The 15,324-nt window shown below is 70.6% G+C and carries 21 protein-coding genes and 1 pseudogene; 8 read left to right on the plus strand and 14 right to left on the minus strand.

Translation table 11 applies throughout. The features are described from left to right. Window positions 1-239 precede the first annotated feature (239 nt). From ABR737_RS26545 to ABR737_RS26555, 3 genes are all read left to right on the plus strand, one after another. Window positions 240-659: a hypothetical protein gene (locus ABR737_RS26545; protein ID WP_350252832.1), complete on the plus strand. Its 420-nt coding sequence runs from the start codon at window positions 240-242 to the stop codon at window positions 657-659. After that, window positions 656-973, plus strand: a complete 318-nt coding sequence (locus ABR737_RS26550; RefSeq protein WP_350252833.1) for a winged helix-turn-helix domain-containing protein — start codon at window positions 656-658, stop codon at window positions 971-973. The genes ABR737_RS26545 and ABR737_RS26550 overlap by 4 nt, the downstream gene beginning before the upstream one ends. A 351-nt stretch (window positions 974-1,324) precedes the next feature. Continuing rightward, window positions 1,325-2,320, plus strand: coding sequence for an aldo/keto reductase (locus ABR737_RS26555; RefSeq protein WP_350252835.1), 996 nt, complete (start codon window positions 1,325-1,327; stop codon window positions 2,318-2,320). A gap of 21 nt (window positions 2,321-2,341) precedes the next feature. Here ABR737_RS26555 and ABR737_RS26560 read toward each other — a convergent pair. Together ABR737_RS26560 and ABR737_RS26565 are read right to left on the minus strand one after the other, a co-directional pair. Then, window positions 2,342-2,548 (minus strand): annotated as a pseudogene (locus ABR737_RS26560) (PaaI family thioesterase); the annotation flags it as partial. A gap of 15 nt (window positions 2,549-2,563) precedes the next feature. Then, window positions 2,564-3,181: a LysE family translocator gene (locus ABR737_RS26565; RefSeq protein WP_350252836.1), complete on the minus strand. Its 618-nt coding sequence runs from the start codon at window positions 3,179-3,181 to the stop codon at window positions 2,564-2,566. A gap of 129 nt (window positions 3,182-3,310) precedes the next feature. Here ABR737_RS26565 and ABR737_RS26570 point away from each other — a divergent pair, with 129 nt between their 5' ends. From ABR737_RS26570 to ABR737_RS26580, 3 genes are all read left to right on the plus strand, one after another. Next, entirely contained in the window at window positions 3,311-3,763 is a 453-nt protein-coding gene (locus ABR737_RS26570; RefSeq protein WP_350252837.1) for an Lrp/AsnC family transcriptional regulator, read from the plus strand. A gap of 107 nt (window positions 3,764-3,870) precedes the next feature. Next, complete coding sequence (locus tag ABR737_RS26575) at window positions 3,871-4,281, plus strand: VOC family protein (RefSeq protein WP_350252839.1); 411 nt, start codon at window positions 3,871-3,873, stop codon at window positions 4,279-4,281. A 148-nt stretch (window positions 4,282-4,429) separates the two neighbouring features. Beyond that, complete coding sequence (locus ABR737_RS26580) at window positions 4,430-5,254, plus strand: class I SAM-dependent methyltransferase (RefSeq protein WP_350252840.1); 825 nt, start codon at window positions 4,430-4,432, stop codon at window positions 5,252-5,254. A gap of 23 nt (window positions 5,255-5,277) precedes the next feature. Here ABR737_RS26580 and ABR737_RS26585 read toward each other — a convergent pair whose 3' ends face one another. The 4 genes from ABR737_RS26585 to ABR737_RS26600 form a co-directional block, all read right to left on the minus strand. Next, the gene (locus ABR737_RS26585; RefSeq protein WP_350252841.1) at window positions 5,278-5,844 is read right to left on the minus strand and encodes an NADPH-dependent FMN reductase; all 567 of its coding nucleotides are present in this window, start codon (window positions 5,842-5,844) and stop codon (window positions 5,278-5,280) included. A gap of 132 nt (window positions 5,845-5,976) precedes the next feature. Further along, window positions 5,977-6,408 (minus strand): ankyrin repeat domain-containing protein, encoded by a 432-nt coding sequence (locus ABR737_RS26590; protein WP_350252842.1) that lies wholly within the window; start codon window positions 6,406-6,408, stop codon window positions 5,977-5,979. A gap of 497 nt (window positions 6,409-6,905) precedes the next feature. Then, on the minus strand, window positions 6,906-7,925 hold the full coding sequence (locus ABR737_RS26595) for an asparaginase (RefSeq protein ID WP_350252844.1): 1,020 nt from the start codon (window positions 7,923-7,925) through the stop codon (window positions 6,906-6,908). Between the two features lie 51 nt (window positions 7,926-7,976). Further along, a complete protein-coding gene (locus ABR737_RS26600) occupies window positions 7,977-8,714 on the minus strand; it encodes an RsiG family protein (RefSeq protein ID WP_350252845.1) in 738 nt (245 codons plus the stop codon). Between the two features lie 175 nt (window positions 8,715-8,889). On the opposite strand from ABR737_RS26600, the gene dtd reads away from it, so the two are divergent. Continuing rightward, window positions 8,890-9,315 (plus strand): D-aminoacyl-tRNA deacylase, encoded by a 426-nt coding sequence (gene dtd / locus ABR737_RS26605; RefSeq protein WP_128509918.1) that lies wholly within the window; start codon window positions 8,890-8,892, stop codon window positions 9,313-9,315. A gap of 192 nt (window positions 9,316-9,507) precedes the next feature. Here the strand turns inward: dtd and ygfZ are convergent, their stop codons facing one another. From ygfZ to ABR737_RS26620, 3 genes are all read right to left on the minus strand, one after another. Continuing rightward, a complete protein-coding gene (gene ygfZ / locus ABR737_RS26610) occupies window positions 9,508-10,488 on the minus strand; it encodes a CAF17-like 4Fe-4S cluster assembly/insertion protein YgfZ (protein WP_350252847.1) in 981 nt (326 codons plus the stop codon). 57 nt (window positions 10,489-10,545) lie between these two features. Beyond that, entirely contained in the window at window positions 10,546-10,983 is a 438-nt protein-coding gene (locus ABR737_RS26615) for a Fur family transcriptional regulator (RefSeq protein WP_350252849.1), read from the minus strand. 91 nt (window positions 10,984-11,074) lie between these two features. Continuing rightward, window positions 11,075-11,662 carry a heme-binding beta-barrel domain-containing protein gene (locus tag ABR737_RS26620; protein WP_328385282.1) on the minus strand — a complete coding sequence of 196 codons (588 nt, stop codon included), beginning with the start codon at window positions 11,660-11,662 and terminating at the stop codon, window positions 11,075-11,077. A 332-nt stretch (window positions 11,663-11,994) separates the two neighbouring features. On the opposite strand from ABR737_RS26620, the gene ABR737_RS26625 reads away from it, so the two are divergent. Continuing rightward, complete coding sequence (locus ABR737_RS26625) at window positions 11,995-12,360, plus strand: DsrE family protein (protein WP_030085401.1); 366 nt, start codon at window positions 11,995-11,997, stop codon at window positions 12,358-12,360. 21 nt (window positions 12,361-12,381) lie between these two features. Here ABR737_RS26625 and ABR737_RS26630 read toward each other — a convergent pair whose 3' ends face one another. The 5 genes from ABR737_RS26630 to ABR737_RS26650 all read right to left on the minus strand — a co-directional run bounded on the left by ABR737_RS26630 (window position 12,382) and on the right by ABR737_RS26650 (window position 15,322). Beyond that, a complete protein-coding gene (locus ABR737_RS26630) occupies window positions 12,382-12,669 on the minus strand; it encodes a DUF3099 domain-containing protein (RefSeq protein ID WP_086718475.1) in 288 nt (95 codons plus the stop codon). A 177-nt stretch (window positions 12,670-12,846) separates the two neighbouring features. Further along, the gene (locus ABR737_RS26635; protein ID WP_030085405.1) at window positions 12,847-13,134 is read right to left on the minus strand and encodes a DUF1416 domain-containing protein; all 288 of its coding nucleotides are present in this window, start codon (window positions 13,132-13,134) and stop codon (window positions 12,847-12,849) included. Between the two features lie 40 nt (window positions 13,135-13,174). Further along, complete coding sequence (locus tag ABR737_RS26640; protein WP_350252852.1) at window positions 13,175-14,020, minus strand: sulfurtransferase; 846 nt, start codon at window positions 14,018-14,020, stop codon at window positions 13,175-13,177. A gap of 197 nt (window positions 14,021-14,217) precedes the next feature. Continuing rightward, a complete protein-coding gene (locus ABR737_RS26645; RefSeq protein WP_350252853.1) occupies window positions 14,218-14,325 on the minus strand; it encodes a putative leader peptide in 108 nt (35 codons plus the stop codon). Window positions 14,326-14,620: 295 nt separating this feature from the next. Further along, window positions 14,621-15,322: an LmeA family phospholipid-binding protein gene (locus ABR737_RS26650; protein WP_350252854.1), complete on the minus strand. Its 702-nt coding sequence runs from the start codon at window positions 15,320-15,322 to the stop codon at window positions 14,621-14,623. Window positions 15,323-15,324: the final 2 nt, after the last annotated feature.

Genomic DNA, 15,324 nt, shown 5'->3' on the forward strand with positions numbered 1-15,324 from the left:
CTGAGTCGGTCCACTACTGAGGGCGCAACATTACCTGACCTGGCCTCGGCGCACAGGTGGGCGGCCGCGGCAGGGCGACGGAGCGCCGAGACCGAGCGACGGAGAAACGGATCAACGGATCCCGGGCAGAGGGGAGTTCGCGCGGGAAGCGAATGGCTGGAAAGTACTTGTCATACCGGAAAGTACTTGTCACGCTGTATGCAGGAAGTCGGAGCAGTACCAGTTGCCGGGGGGACAACATGGCGGAGTACGCCTCGCAGGAAGCAGCGGCCGCACTGGACCGTGCGCAGATGCTGAGCTCGAAGGTGCGGAAGGGAACGAGGTGGTACGTCTGGTACTACCTGGTCTTCGGCTGCGCTACCGCGATCCAGGTGCTCTTCACCGGACTGCTGGGCCGGCCTCACGGCGTCGCGATCGGCAGCGGCTTGTGGTGCGCCACCATCGTCGGGTTGTCCGTCTACGTGGCCCGACAGCGCGTGGCCCGCCGGGGTTTCGGATGGCGGCTCGGCGTCATGATCGCGTCCTGGGGGCTGCTCTACAGTGCGGTGCTGGTCCTGGGCCTCATGTGGTTCCAGGGGGCCCCGGCGTGGTGGGTGCCCGGCGCACTGGTGGTTGCCCTTCCCGGACTGATAAGCGCTTACTTGGAGGCCCGGCGGTGACCGACCCGCATCGCGAGGCACATCCGCGTCACGCGCTCGACGACGTCATACACGCACCGGTCCGCTTCTCCATCGTGGCGACTCTCGCGGCTGCCGAAAAGGCCGAGTTCGCCTTTGTCCGCGACACCGTCGAGGTGAGCGATTCGGTCCTGTCGCGACAGATGACCACCCTGGAGAAGGCCGGCTATGTCGCCGTCGCCAAGGGGTATGTCGGCAGGCGCCCACGCACCTGGCTCTCCCTGACGCCCGCCGGCCGCACCGCCTTCGCCGCGCACTGTCAGGCGCTGCGGGCGATAGCGGGCGACGGCGGCTGACGGCGGCCGGGCGCGGCCGGCGGCTCAGGGAAGAAAGCCCCGCCAGAACGGGCGGGCTTCTCAGAGCACCGGGGCGGGGGAGGCTCGTCAGCGCAGACGGCCCCGTACCGACCCATACCGATGCCGTGTTGACTTGAAGTGCGCTTCAACTCATACCGTCCGGGACGTGACTCCGGTACAAGGCCGCCACGCGGGACCGGAGTTCAGCAATCAGGACGGGATCAGAGGCAGAGAGCCAGAGGCCGAGGCTCAGCGGCCGAGACTCACAGGCAGAGCGTCAGAGACAGAGAGACAGCGGCAGGGACTCAGAGCCCCGGATCCGTCCGCCGTATTCCAGGAGGTAGCAGCAGCATGACCACGAAGAAGAACGTCCCGTCGCGTCGCCTCGGCGAGCTGGTGGTTTCCGCGCAGGGTCTCGGCTGCATGGGGATGAGCCATGGGTACGGGGAGTCGGACGACGCGCAGTCGATCGCGACCATCAACCGGGCGCTCGACCTCGGTGTCAGCCTGCTGGATACCTCCGACTTCTACGGGGCGGGGCACAACGAGGAGCTGATAGGCCGGGCCATCGCGGGCCGCCGGGACGAGGCGGTGCTGGCGACGAAGTTCGGGTTCGCCAACCGGCTCGGTGAGCCGACCGCGATCCGTGGCGACGCCGCCTACGTACGGGAGGCCTGCGACGCTTCGCTGCGCCGGCTCGGGGTCGAGCACATCGACCTCTACTACCAGCACCGCGTCGACCCCGACGTGCCGATCGAGGAGACCGTCGGTGCGATGGCCGAACTGGTCGCGGCGGGCAAGGTGCGGCACCTCGGGCTGTCCGAGGCGAGCGCGGCGACCCTGCGGCGGGCGCATGCGGTGCATCCGATCGCCGCGCTGCAGAGCGAGTGGTCGCTGTGGACCCGCGACCTGGAGCAGGAGATCGCCCCGGTGTGCCGTGAACTCGGCATCGGCCTGGTGCCGTTCTCGCCGCTCGGACGAGGCTTCCTGACCGGCCGCTACACCTCGGTGAAGGGCCTGCCGGAGTCCGATCTGCGCCGCAGCCAGCCGCGCTTCGCCGACGGCAACCTGGAGCAGAACCTGGCCATCGTCGAGCAGTTGGACGCGCTCGCCACGCAGAAGGGCGTCAGCGCCGGACAGCTCGCGCTGGCCTGGGTGCAGCACCGCGGGGACGACGTCGTGCCGATCCCCGGAACCCGCCGGGTGAAGTACCTGGAGGAGAACCTCGGGGCGCTCGCCATCGAGCTGACCGCCGAAGAACTCGCCGCGATCGACGCCGCCGCGCCGGCCGCCCGGATCGCCGGTACGCGGTACGACGAGGCCAGCATGACCTTCGTCAACCGGTGACCGGCCCGGGAGCAGCCGTCGTCAACGTGCCGCAGCGGGGCTGTTGAGGCAGATCAGCGTCTGCTGCCCGTTCGCAACGAGCTTTCGCTGCTCACCCTGGACGCCGAACACCTCCAGTTGGCACACGGTCAGGGTGCGTCCGGACTTCAGGACCGTTCCGACCGCCTCTATGTGGTCGCCGACGGCGGGCGCGAGAAGGTTGATCTTGTACTCGACGGTCAGCACGTCGGGGCGGTGGGTCCGTCAGCCGGCCAGACGTTCCACCAGCAGGAGCCCGCCGATGGCGATCATCATGGCACCGGAGCCCCGGGTGACCGCCCGGGCCGCCGACGGCCGGGTCTTGAGGACGGTCCGGGCGAGCACGGCGACGCCGAGGTAGACGACGGCGCATGCGGTCATGTGGAGCGTGCCGAGCAATCCCGTCTGCGCGGCGACAGGCCAGCCCGTCGCCGGGTCGATGAACTGCGGGAACAGCGAGAAGTACAGCAGCAACGCCTTCGGGTTGAGGCCGCTGGTCCCGGCCCCCTTGAGCATGATCTGCAAGCGGGAGGAGCCCGCGGTCGTACCGGAGGCGGTCAGCGTGGCCGGCTGCCTCAGCACGCCCCAGCCGAGCCACACCAGGTAGACCGCACCCGCGACGGTCAGCGCGGTGAGCAGAGTCGTCGAGCTCGCCACGATCACCACCAGGCCCGCGACGGCGAGCAGCGTGTATCCCGCGTACCCGGCTATCAGTCCCGCGACCGCCGGCACGACCGACCGGTCCCGCAGCCCCGCCCCCATCGCAAAGGCCCAGTCCGCGCCAGGGGTGAACACCAGCAGGAGATCCACTGCCAGGAAAGCCGCCAGCGTTGTTGTTTCCACAGCCCGGTCCTTCTCTTCCTTCTCGCGCCGCTCTCGTTCTGCGCTACGGAGGGAAGGTTAGGCCGGATCCACCCAAAAATGTTTCCGCATTTACTCCATGATCGCCCTCCGGCAGGGAGAATCTTCTCCATGGATGCCTTGGACCGGAAGATTCTTACCGAGCTGCAGTTGGACGGCCGTCTCACGGTCACCGAGCTCGCCGCCCGCGTGCAGCTGAGCGTGTCGCCCTGCCACCGCCGCCTGCGCGACCTCGAACGAGGAGGCGCGATCCGCGGCTACCGCGCCGTGGTGGACCCCGCCGCCGTCGGCCTCGACTTCGAAGCCCTCGTCTTCGCCACGCTGCGCTGGGAGGACCGCGACACCGTCACCGCTTTCGAGGAGGCAGTGGCCGCCGTCCCGCACGTGCTCCAGGCCCAGCGCCTGTTCGGCGAGCCCGACTACCTCCTGCGCATCGCCACCACCGACCTGGCCGCCTTCCAGCAGCTCTACGACCAGCGACTGGCCAGACTGCCGGGCGTCCAGCGCCTGACCTCCACCCTCGTCATGAAGCACGTCGTCGACGACCGCCCCCTGCCCGAGTAGCCGCGCCGCGAGAACTCCCCATGCGGCCTAGACTTTTTGCAGCGTGAGCGGGCCGGTGCCGGCGGTCGCCGTTCCGGGCCGTTGCCCGTACGGAAGGACGGCGCGCCATGGACTGGAAGCTCGAACTGGTGCCGGTTCCGGTGACCGATGTGGAGCGGGCCAAGCGTTTCTACGGCGAGCAGATGGGCTTTGCCGTCGATCACGACATGTGCGTCGGCGACGCGGTGCGCATCGTGCAGCTGACGCCGCCGGGGTCGGGCTGCTCGATCGTGATCGGCGCGGGTGACGGGGTCGCGGAGGGAGAGCCCGGCTCCCTGCAGGGGCTCCAGCTGGTGGTCTCCGACATCGCCGCGGCCCGTGCGCAACTGGTCGAACGGGGCGTGGCGGCCGGCCCCGTGCAGCATGTGGAGGACGGGGCGATGGCCGACGGTCCCGGCGGCGCGTGGAACTCGTTCGTCTACTTCAGCGACCCGGACGGCAACGGCTGGGCACTGCAGGAGCGCCCATCCGAGGGCTGACCCGCGTACGCACCTGACCCGCCTGACTCGCCTGGCAGGCCCTGCGGCCCGGCAGGTCTGCCAAATCTGCCGGGTCTGCCAGGTCCCGCCAGGCCACAGGGCCACGGGCCTACAGGGCTACCGGACCGCGGGCTCATAGGGTCGCCGCATGGCGATGAACCGGGAAGACTTTCTGCGTGCCTTTCATGCCACGCATCCCGCGGTGACGGCGCGGGCGATGGCTCACGGGCGGTCCGGGGACGGCCGCTCCAGTTACGACCTCCTGCGGGACCGGGTGGCGGCGTGCCGCCGGGTACTGGATCTCGGCTGTGGCGACGGGCTGTTGCTGGAACTTCTCGCCGCCGGGGAGGCGGGCGCCCGGCGCCGCCTTGCCGGGATCGACCTGTCCGCCGAGGAGTTGGCGCTGGCTCGCCGCCGCCCGGGCGTCGAACGGGCGGACCTCCGCGTCGGCCGGGCACAACAACTTCCCTTTGACTCATCGCACTTCGACGGCTGCGTCTCCCATATGGCGCTGATGCTGATGAGCGACGCGGAACAGGTCGCGGCGGAGCTGGCGCGGGTGCTGGAGCCGGGCGGGACGCTGGCCGTCGTCGTGGGCGGTGGGGCGGCCGGCGGCGAGGCGTACGAGAGGTTTGTGCGGCTGGCGAAGCCGCTGTTCAAGGCGGCGCCGCCGGAGCAGCGGCCCCCGCCGCTCGGGGATCCGCGACTGCGCAGCCACGAGGGCTTCGACGAGGTGTTCGGGGCGGCCGGATTCGGTCCCGTGGAGTGGCAGACCGTACGGATCGATCTGTCCGGGCCACCCGAGCGGATCTGGCGCACCGTCGGCTCCTTCTACGACCTCGGACCGTTCGACGCCGCGGCCACCGCGGACCTACGGGCCCGATTCGAGGGGGAGTCGGCGGCGGCAGCGCTGCCGGACGGCAGCATTCCGTGCGCGATGAACGTACATCTGGCGACGGCGGTGCGGCGGTAATCCGGCAGCGGCTCCACGGCTGCTCAGCCGCCGTACGGGCGGGTCGCGCGGGCCTCGCGGAGGGTCACCGCCCACCAGGTCAGCTGGTTGAGCAGGGTGTCGGCGGCCTGTGTGGCGGGGGCCGGGTCATGCAGGCTGCCCGCCTCGTCGAAGAGGTTGCCGGAGAGCGCGAAGCTCACCGTTTCGCGGACCGTGGTGGCGTGCAACTCGGCGAAAACCAACCGCAGTTGCTCAACGGCGCGCAGACCGCCGGAGATCCCGCCGTACGAGACGAAGCCGACCGGCTTGGCCTGCCACTCGCGGTGCAGCAGGTCGATGGCGTGCTTGAGCGGGGCCGGGAATGAGTGGTTGTACTCCGGCGTGATCACGACGAATGCATCGGCCTCGTCGACGCGCTTGGCGAACGACTCGTACTCCTCGCTGCCGTAGCGGAGTTCGTACGGGCGGACGGCGTCGAGGTCGATGACGTCCAGGTCGATATGCGCATGGGTGGCGGCGTGCCGGGAGAACCAGTTCGCGATGACGGGGGCGAACCGGCCCTCCCGGGTGCTGGCGATGATCACTGCAAGGCGGTAGGGGTGCTCGGACATGCGGGGCCCTTCGTGGCGTGACACATGAGCGGCGGGAGCGCCGCTGACCACCGACGCTAGGACCTCAAGCGGACTTGAGGTCAAGCGCATAGGCCATGCCTGGGCCTCGTCCACGGGCGAGCAGCCCTCAGGTCACTCCGCCCCGAACAGCTTCAGCAGCTCCGACTTCTCGAACATCCGCGCCGTCTCGATGGCCGAGGGGGTGCCCGCCGACGGGTCCGCGCCGTGTGCCATCAGAACCTTGATGACCTCGTCCTCGGCCTTGAAGACCGCGCCGGCGAGCGGGGTCTGGCCACGGTCGTTGGGACGGTCGGCGTCGGCGCCACGCTGCAACAGGGCCTCCACGGTGGCGGGGTGACCGTGATACGCCGCCAGCATCACCAGCGAGTCGCCCTTGTCGTTCGTCAGGTTGGCGGGGACACCCGCGTCCACGTATGCGGCGACGGTATCGGTGTCGCCGTGCCGTGCCAGGTCGAACACCTTCGCCGCGAGCTGCAGCACCTCGGGGTCGTGCGCGTGCTCGATCGCCTCGGGCCCCTGCGGCTCGGAATTCGCGTCGCTCATGGTCGCCGGCCTCCTGCTGTGGTGGGTGGTGCGTGCCTGCACTGTGTCATCGCCACCTTATGCAGGCCACCGCTGTCGGGGCAGCGGGCGCGAGGAGGGGCGATGGTGGCTGCGGCTCTCGGCTGGGCATGGATGGGGGCCGCCCGGTGGCCCCCGCCCCGGAGGCCTTGGCCTGAGCTGGGGTGTGAGTGTGCATTTGATCGGTGACGGACAGTGCCACCGGCCGGCAGCCGGGAACGCACGAAGGCCGGAGGGGATGTACCGCGGGACCCGCCCGCAGGACCGGAGCGAACGCCGGGGTGCCCATGCCACGTACCAGATGCGCCCGCGCCGTGGGGGCACCTCCCGGCCGAAGGCTGGGGGAGGGTCGCGGTGCGTCCCCTCCGGCCCCAGCGGCACCCACGAACCCCGCAAGGCGCCAGCCACCACAGGCCGGACGGCGCAAACGAGCCCGCAGCCAAGCGCCAGCCCAGCCCACCCGAGCTAACCCCCACCCCTCAGAACGCAGCCCGGATCTCCCCCACCCGTACCCCTCCGCCAAAGAGCGGGGCATCCTCCAGCCGGGACAGCACCGCAGCGTCCACCCCCATGAGCCGCAGGGTCCGGCCGAGAACCGGGCCCAGAGCGCGGCCCGCACCATCGTCGACCTTGAAGGCGAGGGCACGGCCGTCCGGAAGCGCCAGAGCCTGGACCGCCTCGGCCCCCATCTTGGCGAGCGTGCCCGGAAGGGCTTGCATCAGCCAGGTGTCCGGCCGCCGCGTGCCCGCAACGTACTCAGGGTGGGCACGCATCGCATCCGCAACCCGTCGCTCAGGACTGCCGGGCTCGGCCAGCACGAAGTACCGGAAGGCGCGGGCCAGCCCGGTCAGGGAGAGCGAGAGCAGCGGCGCGCCGCAGCCGTCCGTGCCGATGTGCGCGACGTCCTCGCCGCTCGCACCACGCACCCCCTCGGCCACCAGCTGCTGCAGCGGATGCGCCTGGTCGAGGTACGAGTCGAGCGGCCAGCCGTTGCGCGCGCAAGCGGCCAGCATCGCGGTGTGCTTGCCCGAGCAGTTCATCGTGAGGCGGTCACGGACCCGGCCGGCGGCGAGATACGCCTCCGCCTCCTCGGGGTCCAGCGGCAGATCCGCCGGCGTCTGCAGCTGCTCCGCGGTCAGCCCGTGCTCGGCCAGCATGCTCCGCACGAGGTCGAGGTGGAACGGCTCGCCGGAATGGCTCGCGGCGGCCAGCGCCAGCCGCTCGCCGGAGAGCTCCAGCCCCGCCCGCAGAACCGCCGCGGCCTGCATCGGCTTGTTCGTGGAGCGGGGGAAGACGGGAGTGGTCACCTCGCCCAGCGACCACTCCACGCTGCCGTCCGCCGCGAGCACCACCAGGGACCCGCGGTGCCGGCCCTCGACGAAGCCGGAACGGACGACCTCGGCGAGCACGGGGGACACCGGCGAAGACGCGCCGGCTTCAGCGCCGGCCTCTGCACCGGCTTCCGGCGTCGGTGCGGATATCGGAGTGGGCGAGGTCATCGGCGGCCTTCCGGGGAGTGACCCGTCGCCCCCCGAAGGCTTGTGGCCCGGTCAGGACAGCAGGTCGTCTACTTGCGCTTCGCCTTCACGGTACCTGCGGGCAATTTCGGCGCTGCAATCGTCGGCCGTGCGCTGCAGTGACTGACGGCGACGCGACACCTGCTGTTCGTAGCGGATCAGCCGGCCCATGGCGTCCTGCAGCTCCTGGTCAGTGCGCGCGGTGAGGTCGGACAGCTCCACCTCGCCGAGGATTTCCTCGGCGAGCCTGCGGTACTCCTCGCTGTGCGGCGTGCCGACCGTCACATGCCGGGCCGACGAGCGGTGCCGGGACGGCAGGTCCGTCAGGATCTCCGGCAGCCGGTCGAGCAGCGGGGACTGCTGCGCGGACCGGCGGGCGATCTCGGCGCGCAGGATGTCGATCCGGCCCTGCAACAGCCGTCGCAGATAGCTGAGATCGGCCTCTTCCTGTTGTGAATCGCGCCGCACCACCCGCAGTTCGGGCAGCCCCAGGCCGGACAGCTCGGGCGCCGTGACCGGACGGCAGCGGTCGCGCTGCTGCGGGGGGCGGGGGTGCTGCGCCTGGCCTGCCTTGGGCATGGGGCCGTCCTCGGTGCCGGGGGGCTCGACGCGAGCCGATGCCGTGGTCGTCGGCAGGGCGGTGGGGGGTGGTGGGGTGCCGGCCGGATGGGCGGTGTCTGGCGTGGGGGCGGTGGAGGTCGTCCGGCCGGCCGGTGTCGTACGGGCGGTTGGTACGGGACCGGGTGTCTGTCCGGCGCCGAGAGTGCTCATGGGTCGTTCCGTCCCCTCGTCCGGTGCCGCTTCCTGGGCATGTTGTCCATGAAACGCACCACGTGCACGCATCGTGCCACTCTGGGCGGTCCTTCTGCAGGGCCATGGCACCCGAACGGCCCCCGGAGGGGCACGGCTGTCCGAAGGCGGCGGGCCGCCCGGCATGATGGCGGGTATGCGAGCTGTGGTGCAAAGGGTTGACGGCGCACGCGTCGAGGTGGCGGGCGAGACGGTCGGGGAGATCGTCGGTGAGGGGCTGTGCGTGCTGGTGGGGGTCACGCACGAGGACACCCCGGAGAAGGCGGCGCAGTTGGCCCGCAAGCTGTGGTCGGTGCGGATTCTGCAGGGCGAGAAGTCCTGCTCGGACACCGCCGCGCCGCTGTTGGTGATCAGCCAGTTCACTCTCTACGGTGACGCCCGCAAGGGGCGCCGCCCCACCTGGAACGCCGCGGCCCCGGGGCCGGTCGCCGAGCCGCTGGTCGACGAGGTCGTGGCGCAGCTGCGGGCGCTGGGCGCCCACGTGGAGACCGGCCGTTTCGGCGCGGACATGAAGGTCTCGCTGACCAACGACGGGCCGTTCACGGTGCTGGTAGAGGTGTAACCCCCTGCGCCGGAGTGCCGCCGTGCACCCAAGGCACGCCCAACGGCCGAAGCGCACGCCCCACGGCCGTGGCACGCCCTACAGCCGAAGCGCACGCCCTACAGCCGAAGCGCACGCCCTACAGCCGAAGCGCACGCCCCACGGCCGTGGCACGCCCCACGACCGTGGGGCGTGCCACGGCCGCGGCGCGCCCTACGGTTCGACGACCGCCTCCTGCGCCGCCGCCGTGCCGCCCGCCGTCAACTGCGCGTCCAGCGGCACATTCCGCTTGACCAGGGCCAGCGCGATCGGGCCGAGCTCGTGATGGCGGGCCGAGGTGGTGACGAAGCCGAGCTGCCGGCCCTCCTCGCCGTCCGAGGCGAGACGGACGGGGGCGCCGTGCGGCGGCAGATGGACCTCGCTGCCGTCCAGGTGCAAGAAGACCAGCCGGCGCGGCGGCTTCCCCAGGTTGTGGACCCGGGCGACGGTCTCCTGGCCGCGATAGCAGCCCTTCTGGAGGTGGACGGCGGTGCCGATCCAGCCCAGCTCGTGCGGGATGGTGCGGTGGTCGGTCTCCAGGCCCAGCCGGGGGCGGTGGGCCTCGACGCGCAGCGCCTCCAGCGCCAGGACGCCGACCGCGGGGCCGTGGGCAGCGGCGAACGGCTCCAGCTCGGCGCGCGGCAGGAACAGATCGCGGCCGTGCGCGGTCTCGCGGACGACGGCACTGCCGGGCGCCTCGGTGATGGAGCCGGCCGGCAGATGGACGACGGCGATCTCGTCCGTGCGGTCGGCGACCTCGACCCGGTAGAAGAACTTCATGCTCTCCAGGTAGGCGATCAGCGCCTCCTGCTGGCCTGGTTCGGTGTGCATCCAGGTCGTCTCGCCGTCGTCGACGAGGTAGACCGCATGCTCGATGTGGCCGTGCGCGGACAGGATCAGCGCCTCGGTGGCATGGCCGGGCGCGAGGTCGCTGACGTGCTGGGTGAGCAGCAGATGCAGCCAGCTCAGCCGTTCGGCGCCGGAGACGGTGACCACGCCGCGGTGGGAGAGGTCCACGAAGCCGGAGCCGTCGGCGAGGGCGCGCTGCTCACGGAAGAGGTCTCCGTAGTGCGCGGCGACGCCTTCGTCCGGAGCCTCGGCGGGGACGGCGCCGGGCAGCGACAGCAGGGGGCTGGCGGGTGATGGTCGCAGCATGAGGCCAGCCTACGACCCGCCCGCGACGGTCTCAGCCGTCGCCCTCGGCCGTCGCCCTCAGCCGTCGCCCCCGGCGGCCTTCTCACGGCAGGCCGCACAGCGTCCGAAGATCGCGAAGTGCTTCATGTCCGTCTCGAAGCCGAACTGGTCGCGCAACTGCGCCGTGAACGGCCCGGCCACCGACAGGTCCGCCTCGATGACGTCCGAGCAGTCCCGGCAGACCAGGTGGATGTGGTGGTGGCGGTCGGCGAGGTGGTAGGTGGGGGCGCCGTGTCCGAGGTGGGCATGGCTGACCAGGCCCAGCTCTTCGAGGAGTTCCAGGGTCCGGTAGACCGTGGAGATGTTCACCCCGCCCGCGGTCTTGCGTACCTCGGTGAGGATGTCGTCAGGGGTGGCGTGCTCCAGCCTGTCCACAGCCTCCAGTACGAGCTGACGCTGCGGGGTCAGGCGGTATCCGCGCCTGCGGAGGTCGCTCTGCCAGTCGGTGGTCACCACAGGGCCAGTGTAGGAGGACCGGCGGCGGGCGGGGGCGGGCCGCGGTATCAGCCTGCCGTCCGCCCGCCGTGGCGGGGCTCTCCCGTCGTGCTTACGGGTTGTAGGGCGTGCCGTCGGGCCGGAAGAAGGAGACGCCGTCCGGCGTGTCCTCGGGGAGGCTTTCCGCCCACTCCTTGAGGTCGGCGACCTTCTTCAGGTGCGCCGACATGTACGGCCGCAGCGGGACGTCCGGGGTGGACTTCTCGCCGACCCACATCAGGTCGCTGTTGACGTAGCCGTAGAGCCGCTTGCCACCGCTGTACGGGCCGGAGGCGGCGGTGCGGGCGATGGCGTCGGTGGCCAGGTCGATCTGCGGCTTCTGGTCGGCCAGCTCGCCGTACCAGACCTCCACCACGCCCTGGTCGCGGCACATCACGATCTCGACCTTGCGGTCCGCGTCGATGCGCCAGTAGCCGCTCTCGCTCTCCAGCGGGCGCACCTTCTTGCCCTCGGCGTCGAGCACCCAGCTGTGCGAGGTGTACTCCAGGAAGTCACGGCCGTCGTGGGTGAAGCTGACCTCCTGCCCGAAGTTGCACTTCTCGGTGCCGGGGAATTCGGCGACGCCGGCGCCCTCCCAGTTGCCGAGGAGGAAGGCGAGCGGCACGAGGGCCGGGTTCAGGTCGGACGGGATCTCGATCATGAGAGCTCAGGCGATCTATGTGGAGGGGAACCGACAGGGGCGCGCAGGGCGCTCCGTGGAGGCTGGTGGATGGGCTGGCACCCGCCGGGGGGGCTGCCACCCGCCGGTGGCTGGGGGAGCGAAGGCTCAGCGCTGGCCTTGGTACAGCTTCTTCCAGGTCAGAGCGGCGAACGAGATCACGCCGATGCCGACCAGAACCAGCAGGGTGGTGAAGAATGCCTCAAGCACGAGCGCGCTCCCTGAATGGAGTGAGGGTGTAACGGACCGCCTGAGAGTCTAGTCCGCGGCGGTGACAACGGCGCTGTGAGGTCCACCGCCCCTACTCTTGCCTCATGGCGAAGAAGCTCGTGATCAAGGTGACGGCGGGTGCGGATGCGCCCGAGCGGTGCTCGCAGGCGTTCACGGTGGCGGCGGTGGCGGTGGCCAGCGGTGTCGAGGTGTCGCTGTGGCTGACCGGGGAGTCGGTGTGGTTCGCGCTCCCGGGGCGGGCGGCGGACTTCGAGCTGCCGCATGCGGCGCCCCTGCCGGAGCTGATCGACGGGATCCGGGCCGGCGGCGGCGCGATCACCGTCTGCACCCAGTGCGCGGCCCGGCGGGACATCGAGCAGAAGGACCTGATCGAGGGGGCCGGGATCGCCGGTTCCCAGCTGTTCGTCAGCGAGATCATGCCGGACGACGTCCAGGCGCTGGTGTACTGAGGCCCGTGGTGCCCGGGGCGGCTACTGCGTGTGCTTGTCGTCGCCCCGGTCGTCCAGCTCGCGCCACCAGCGGTCGGACTCCGGGTCGCCGGACTCGTCCCACCAGCGCTCACCGGGCTCCCGGCGGTTGCCGATGATCGCCGCGACGGGCGGGATCACCATGGCGACCACACACATGCCCACCGCGGCCGGCACCGACCACAGCCGCACCACACCCCAGGCCAGGACGAACAGCACCAGGCACACGCCCATCAGGACGAAGTACCTGCGATGGCGGCGCTGTACGGGCGACCGGCGGTGCGCGTCCATAACTCCACGGTAAGTCCGTGCGGGGCAGGACAGAAGTCGGCGGGGGAAACGCCGTTCGCGCCCGGACGGCACGAAGGGCCGCACCCCGGCCAAGGCGTCCAAACCTCCGGGGTGCGGCCCTCCGGCCGTACGGATCGTGGCGGGGCCCCTGCTGCGGAGCCGCGGCCACTCCCGCCGTCAGACAGCGATGGCGACCTCCGCCAGGCCGCCCTGCTGGGCGACGACGGTGCGGTCGGCGGTGCCGCCCGGGACGAGCGCGCGCAGCGTCCAGGTGCCCTCGGCCGCGTAGAAGCGGAACTGTCCGGTCGCGGAGGTGGGAACCTCGGCGGTGAACTCACCGGTGCTGTCCAGGAGGCGGACGTAGCCGGTGACGGGCTCGCCGTCGCGGGTCACGCTGCCCTGGATCGTGGTCTCACCGGGCTTGATGGTCGAGGCGTCCGGGCCGCCTGCCTGTGCTCCACACATAGGGGTACTTCCTTGAGGGGTGAGGGAGAAGCTTGCTTGCTTACTTGGCCGCGCCGAGCTCGATCGGCACGCCGACCAGCGAGCCGTACTCGGTCCAGGAGCCGTCGTAGTTCTTGACGTTGCTCTGGCCCAGCAGCTCGTGCAGGACGAACCAGGTCAGCGCGGAGCGCTCACCGATGCGGCAGTAGGCGATGGTGTCCTTGGCGAGGTCCACCGACTCGCCCTCGTAGAGGGCCTTGAGCTCGTCGTCCGACTTGAAGGTGCCGTCGTCGTTGGCGTTCTTCGACCACGGGATGTTGCGGGCGCTGGGCACGTGGCCGGGGCGCTGCGACTGCTCCTGCGGGAGGTGCGCCGGGGCGAGCAGCTTGCCGCTGAACTCGTCGGGGGAGCGCACGTCGACCAGGTTGAGGTTGTCGATCGCGGCGACGACGTCGTCCCGGAAGGCGCGGATGGCGGTGTTCTGGGCCTTGGCCTTGTAGTCGGTGGCCGGGCGCTGGGGGACCTCGGAGCCGTCGACCAGGTCGCGCGAGTCCAGCTCCCACTTCTTGCGGCCGCCGTCGAGCAGCTTGACGCTGCCGTGGCCGTAGAGCTTGAAGTACCAGTAGGCGTAGGAGGCGAACCAGTTGTTGTTGCCGCCGTAGAGGACCACCGTGTCGTCGTTGGCGATGCCCTTGGCCGAGAGCAGCTTCTCGAAGCCCTCCTGGTCGACGAAGTCGCGGCGGACCGGGTCCTGGAGGTCCTTCTTCCAGTCGATCCGGACGGCGTTCTTGATGTGGTTCTTGTCGTAGGCCGAGGTGTCCTCGTCAACCTCGACGAGAACCACCTTCGGGTCCTCCAGGTGGGCCTCGACCCAGTCGGCGTCTACGAGGACGTCGCTACGGCTCATGTTCTTCTCCTCCGGGGCAGTTACGGGGGGTAGTGGCAGAGGTGGCACGCGGGTACGCCGGGTGCGCGCCGGTGACTTCCGGACGGGGTTCCGGGGCGGCGCTGCGCCGGGACGGGACGCGTGAGGGTGCGGCCTCAGTGGCCGACCGGGCTAGGGACACCTCCCAGCCGGAGCTGGGGGAGGGTGCGAAAAGCCCGTCAGACAGGGCGACAGAGCATGGCGGCGACGCGGCACAGGTCTACTGCCCGCCGCTTCGTCAGTACCGCACGTCCCCGCGGACGGAGACCGCTCAATGAGCTCTGCATGCCACCGATCGTAGGGATGCGGAGCGGCGCGTGTCACCGGCGTGTCGAATGGCGAGACGCGTTTGTCCGCAATGTGGGATCGATGGCGTTGTCATGTGTGGGTGTACGGGTCCCGGGTGCCCGTACGCCGGTGGGGGGTCTGGCGTACGGACTCGGTCGTCTCAGGAAATGGACGAGAGGCGGATCAGCCGGTGGACGGCGGGGCGGACCGGTGGGGCGGCCCGCCGCGGACGGCCGGTCAGCAGACGTGGACGCCCGGTCAGCCGGGAACGTCCGGTCGGTCTCGGAGGACCGGTCAGCCGGGGAGCTTGACGTTCTTGCCGGCGGCGGAGATCGACAGTCCCTCGGATGTCATCACGACCTTCTCCAGCTTCAGGTTGCCGGGCAGCTGGTCCAGCTTCCAGTCGTGGTCGGTCTGGGCGCGCACCTTGCTCTCACAGCCCGGCAGGGCCCTGCACACCCCCGGGAGCCCGTCGGCGCGCAGCCGGACGGTGTTGCCGCCCACGATCGTGATGGAGCCGGTCACGTCCAGCGAACTGAGGATTGGGATCTTCGGCGAGATCTTGACCTGGCCGCGGCCGCCCTTCTGCCCGCCGTAGCCGATCGTGACGCCGCCGCCCGCCGCCTTGGTCAGGTCGGCGTAGTTGATCCGGGCGTTGCCGGTGGCCGTGGCGGCGCTCTCGATGGAGGTGTAGTCGCTGGTCAGCCCGACCTCGTGGAACTGCGCCGACAGCCGGTCGATGCGCAGCGCATGCCCCTGGGCGCGGGCCTCGATTCCCCCGAGCTCGGCGTCCACCTCGTCGAGGCTGCGCCCGGCGACCTGGGTCAGGAACGGGAAGCCCTTGATCGAGACCTCGGGGGCCTTGTCGAGCCCCTGGCTGCCGCGGATCTTGTCCGCCGCCATGTCCTCGGCCAGATTCACCGCCACCCGGTCGGCGGCCACGAACAGCCCGCCGAATATGACGACGAGGATCACCAGCACACGTAGTGCACGCATCG

The sequence above is a fragment of the Streptomyces sp. Edi2 genome (assembly GCF_040253635.1).
Lineage (GTDB): Bacteria > Actinomycetota > Actinomycetes > Streptomycetales > Streptomycetaceae > Streptomyces.

What these genes read in the sequence shown, in the direction of transcription:
- ABR737_RS26630 (WP_086718475.1), bottom strand. Translation starts at nt 12,669, where the DNA reads ATGGACGCGCACCGCCGGTCGCCCGTACAGCGCCGCCATCGCAGGTAC.
- ABR737_RS26620 (WP_328385282.1), bottom strand. Translation starts at nt 11,662, where the DNA reads ATGATCGAGATCCCGTCCGACCTGAACCCGGCCCTCGTGCCGCTCGCC.
- ABR737_RS26645 (WP_350252853.1), bottom strand. Translation starts at nt 14,325, where the DNA reads ATGCAGAGCTCATTGAGCGGTCTCCGTCCGCGGGGACGTGCGGTACTG.
- ABR737_RS26545 (WP_350252832.1), top strand. Translation starts at nt 240, where the DNA reads ATGGCGGAGTACGCCTCGCAGGAAGCAGCGGCCGCACTGGACCGTGCG.
- ABR737_RS26640 (WP_350252852.1), bottom strand. Translation starts at nt 14,020, where the DNA reads ATGAGCCGTAGCGACGTCCTCGTAGACGCCGACTGGGTCGAGGCCCAC.
- ABR737_RS26570 (WP_350252837.1), top strand. Translation starts at nt 3,311, where the DNA reads ATGGATGCCTTGGACCGGAAGATTCTTACCGAGCTGCAGTTGGACGGC.
- ABR737_RS26575 (WP_350252839.1), top strand. Translation starts at nt 3,871, where the DNA reads ATGGACTGGAAGCTCGAACTGGTGCCGGTTCCGGTGACCGATGTGGAG.
- ygfZ (WP_350252847.1), bottom strand. Translation starts at nt 10,488, where the DNA reads ATGCTGCGACCATCACCCGCCAGCCCCCTGCTGTCGCTGCCCGGCGCC.
- ABR737_RS26625 (WP_030085401.1), top strand. Translation starts at nt 11,995, where the DNA reads ATGGCGAAGAAGCTCGTGATCAAGGTGACGGCGGGTGCGGATGCGCCC.
- ABR737_RS26580 (WP_350252840.1), top strand. Translation starts at nt 4,430, where the DNA reads ATGGCGATGAACCGGGAAGACTTTCTGCGTGCCTTTCATGCCACGCAT.
- ABR737_RS26590 (WP_350252842.1), bottom strand. Translation starts at nt 6,408, where the DNA reads ATGAGCGACGCGAATTCCGAGCCGCAGGGGCCCGAGGCGATCGAGCAC.
- ABR737_RS26585 (WP_350252841.1), bottom strand. Translation starts at nt 5,844, where the DNA reads ATGTCCGAGCACCCCTACCGCCTTGCAGTGATCATCGCCAGCACCCGG.
- dtd (WP_128509918.1), top strand. Translation starts at nt 8,890, where the DNA reads ATGCGAGCTGTGGTGCAAAGGGTTGACGGCGCACGCGTCGAGGTGGCG.
- ABR737_RS26555 (WP_350252835.1), top strand. Translation starts at nt 1,325, where the DNA reads ATGACCACGAAGAAGAACGTCCCGTCGCGTCGCCTCGGCGAGCTGGTG.
- ABR737_RS26650 (WP_350252854.1), bottom strand. Translation starts at nt 15,322, where the DNA reads ATGCGTGCACTACGTGTGCTGGTGATCCTCGTCGTCATATTCGGCGGG.
- ABR737_RS26635 (WP_030085405.1), bottom strand. Translation starts at nt 13,134, where the DNA reads ATGTGTGGAGCACAGGCAGGCGGCCCGGACGCCTCGACCATCAAGCCC.
- ABR737_RS26595 (WP_350252844.1), bottom strand. Translation starts at nt 7,925, where the DNA reads ATGACCTCGCCCACTCCGATATCCGCACCGACGCCGGAAGCCGGTGCA.
- ABR737_RS26600 (WP_350252845.1), bottom strand. Translation starts at nt 8,714, where the DNA reads ATGAGCACTCTCGGCGCCGGACAGACACCCGGTCCCGTACCAACCGCC.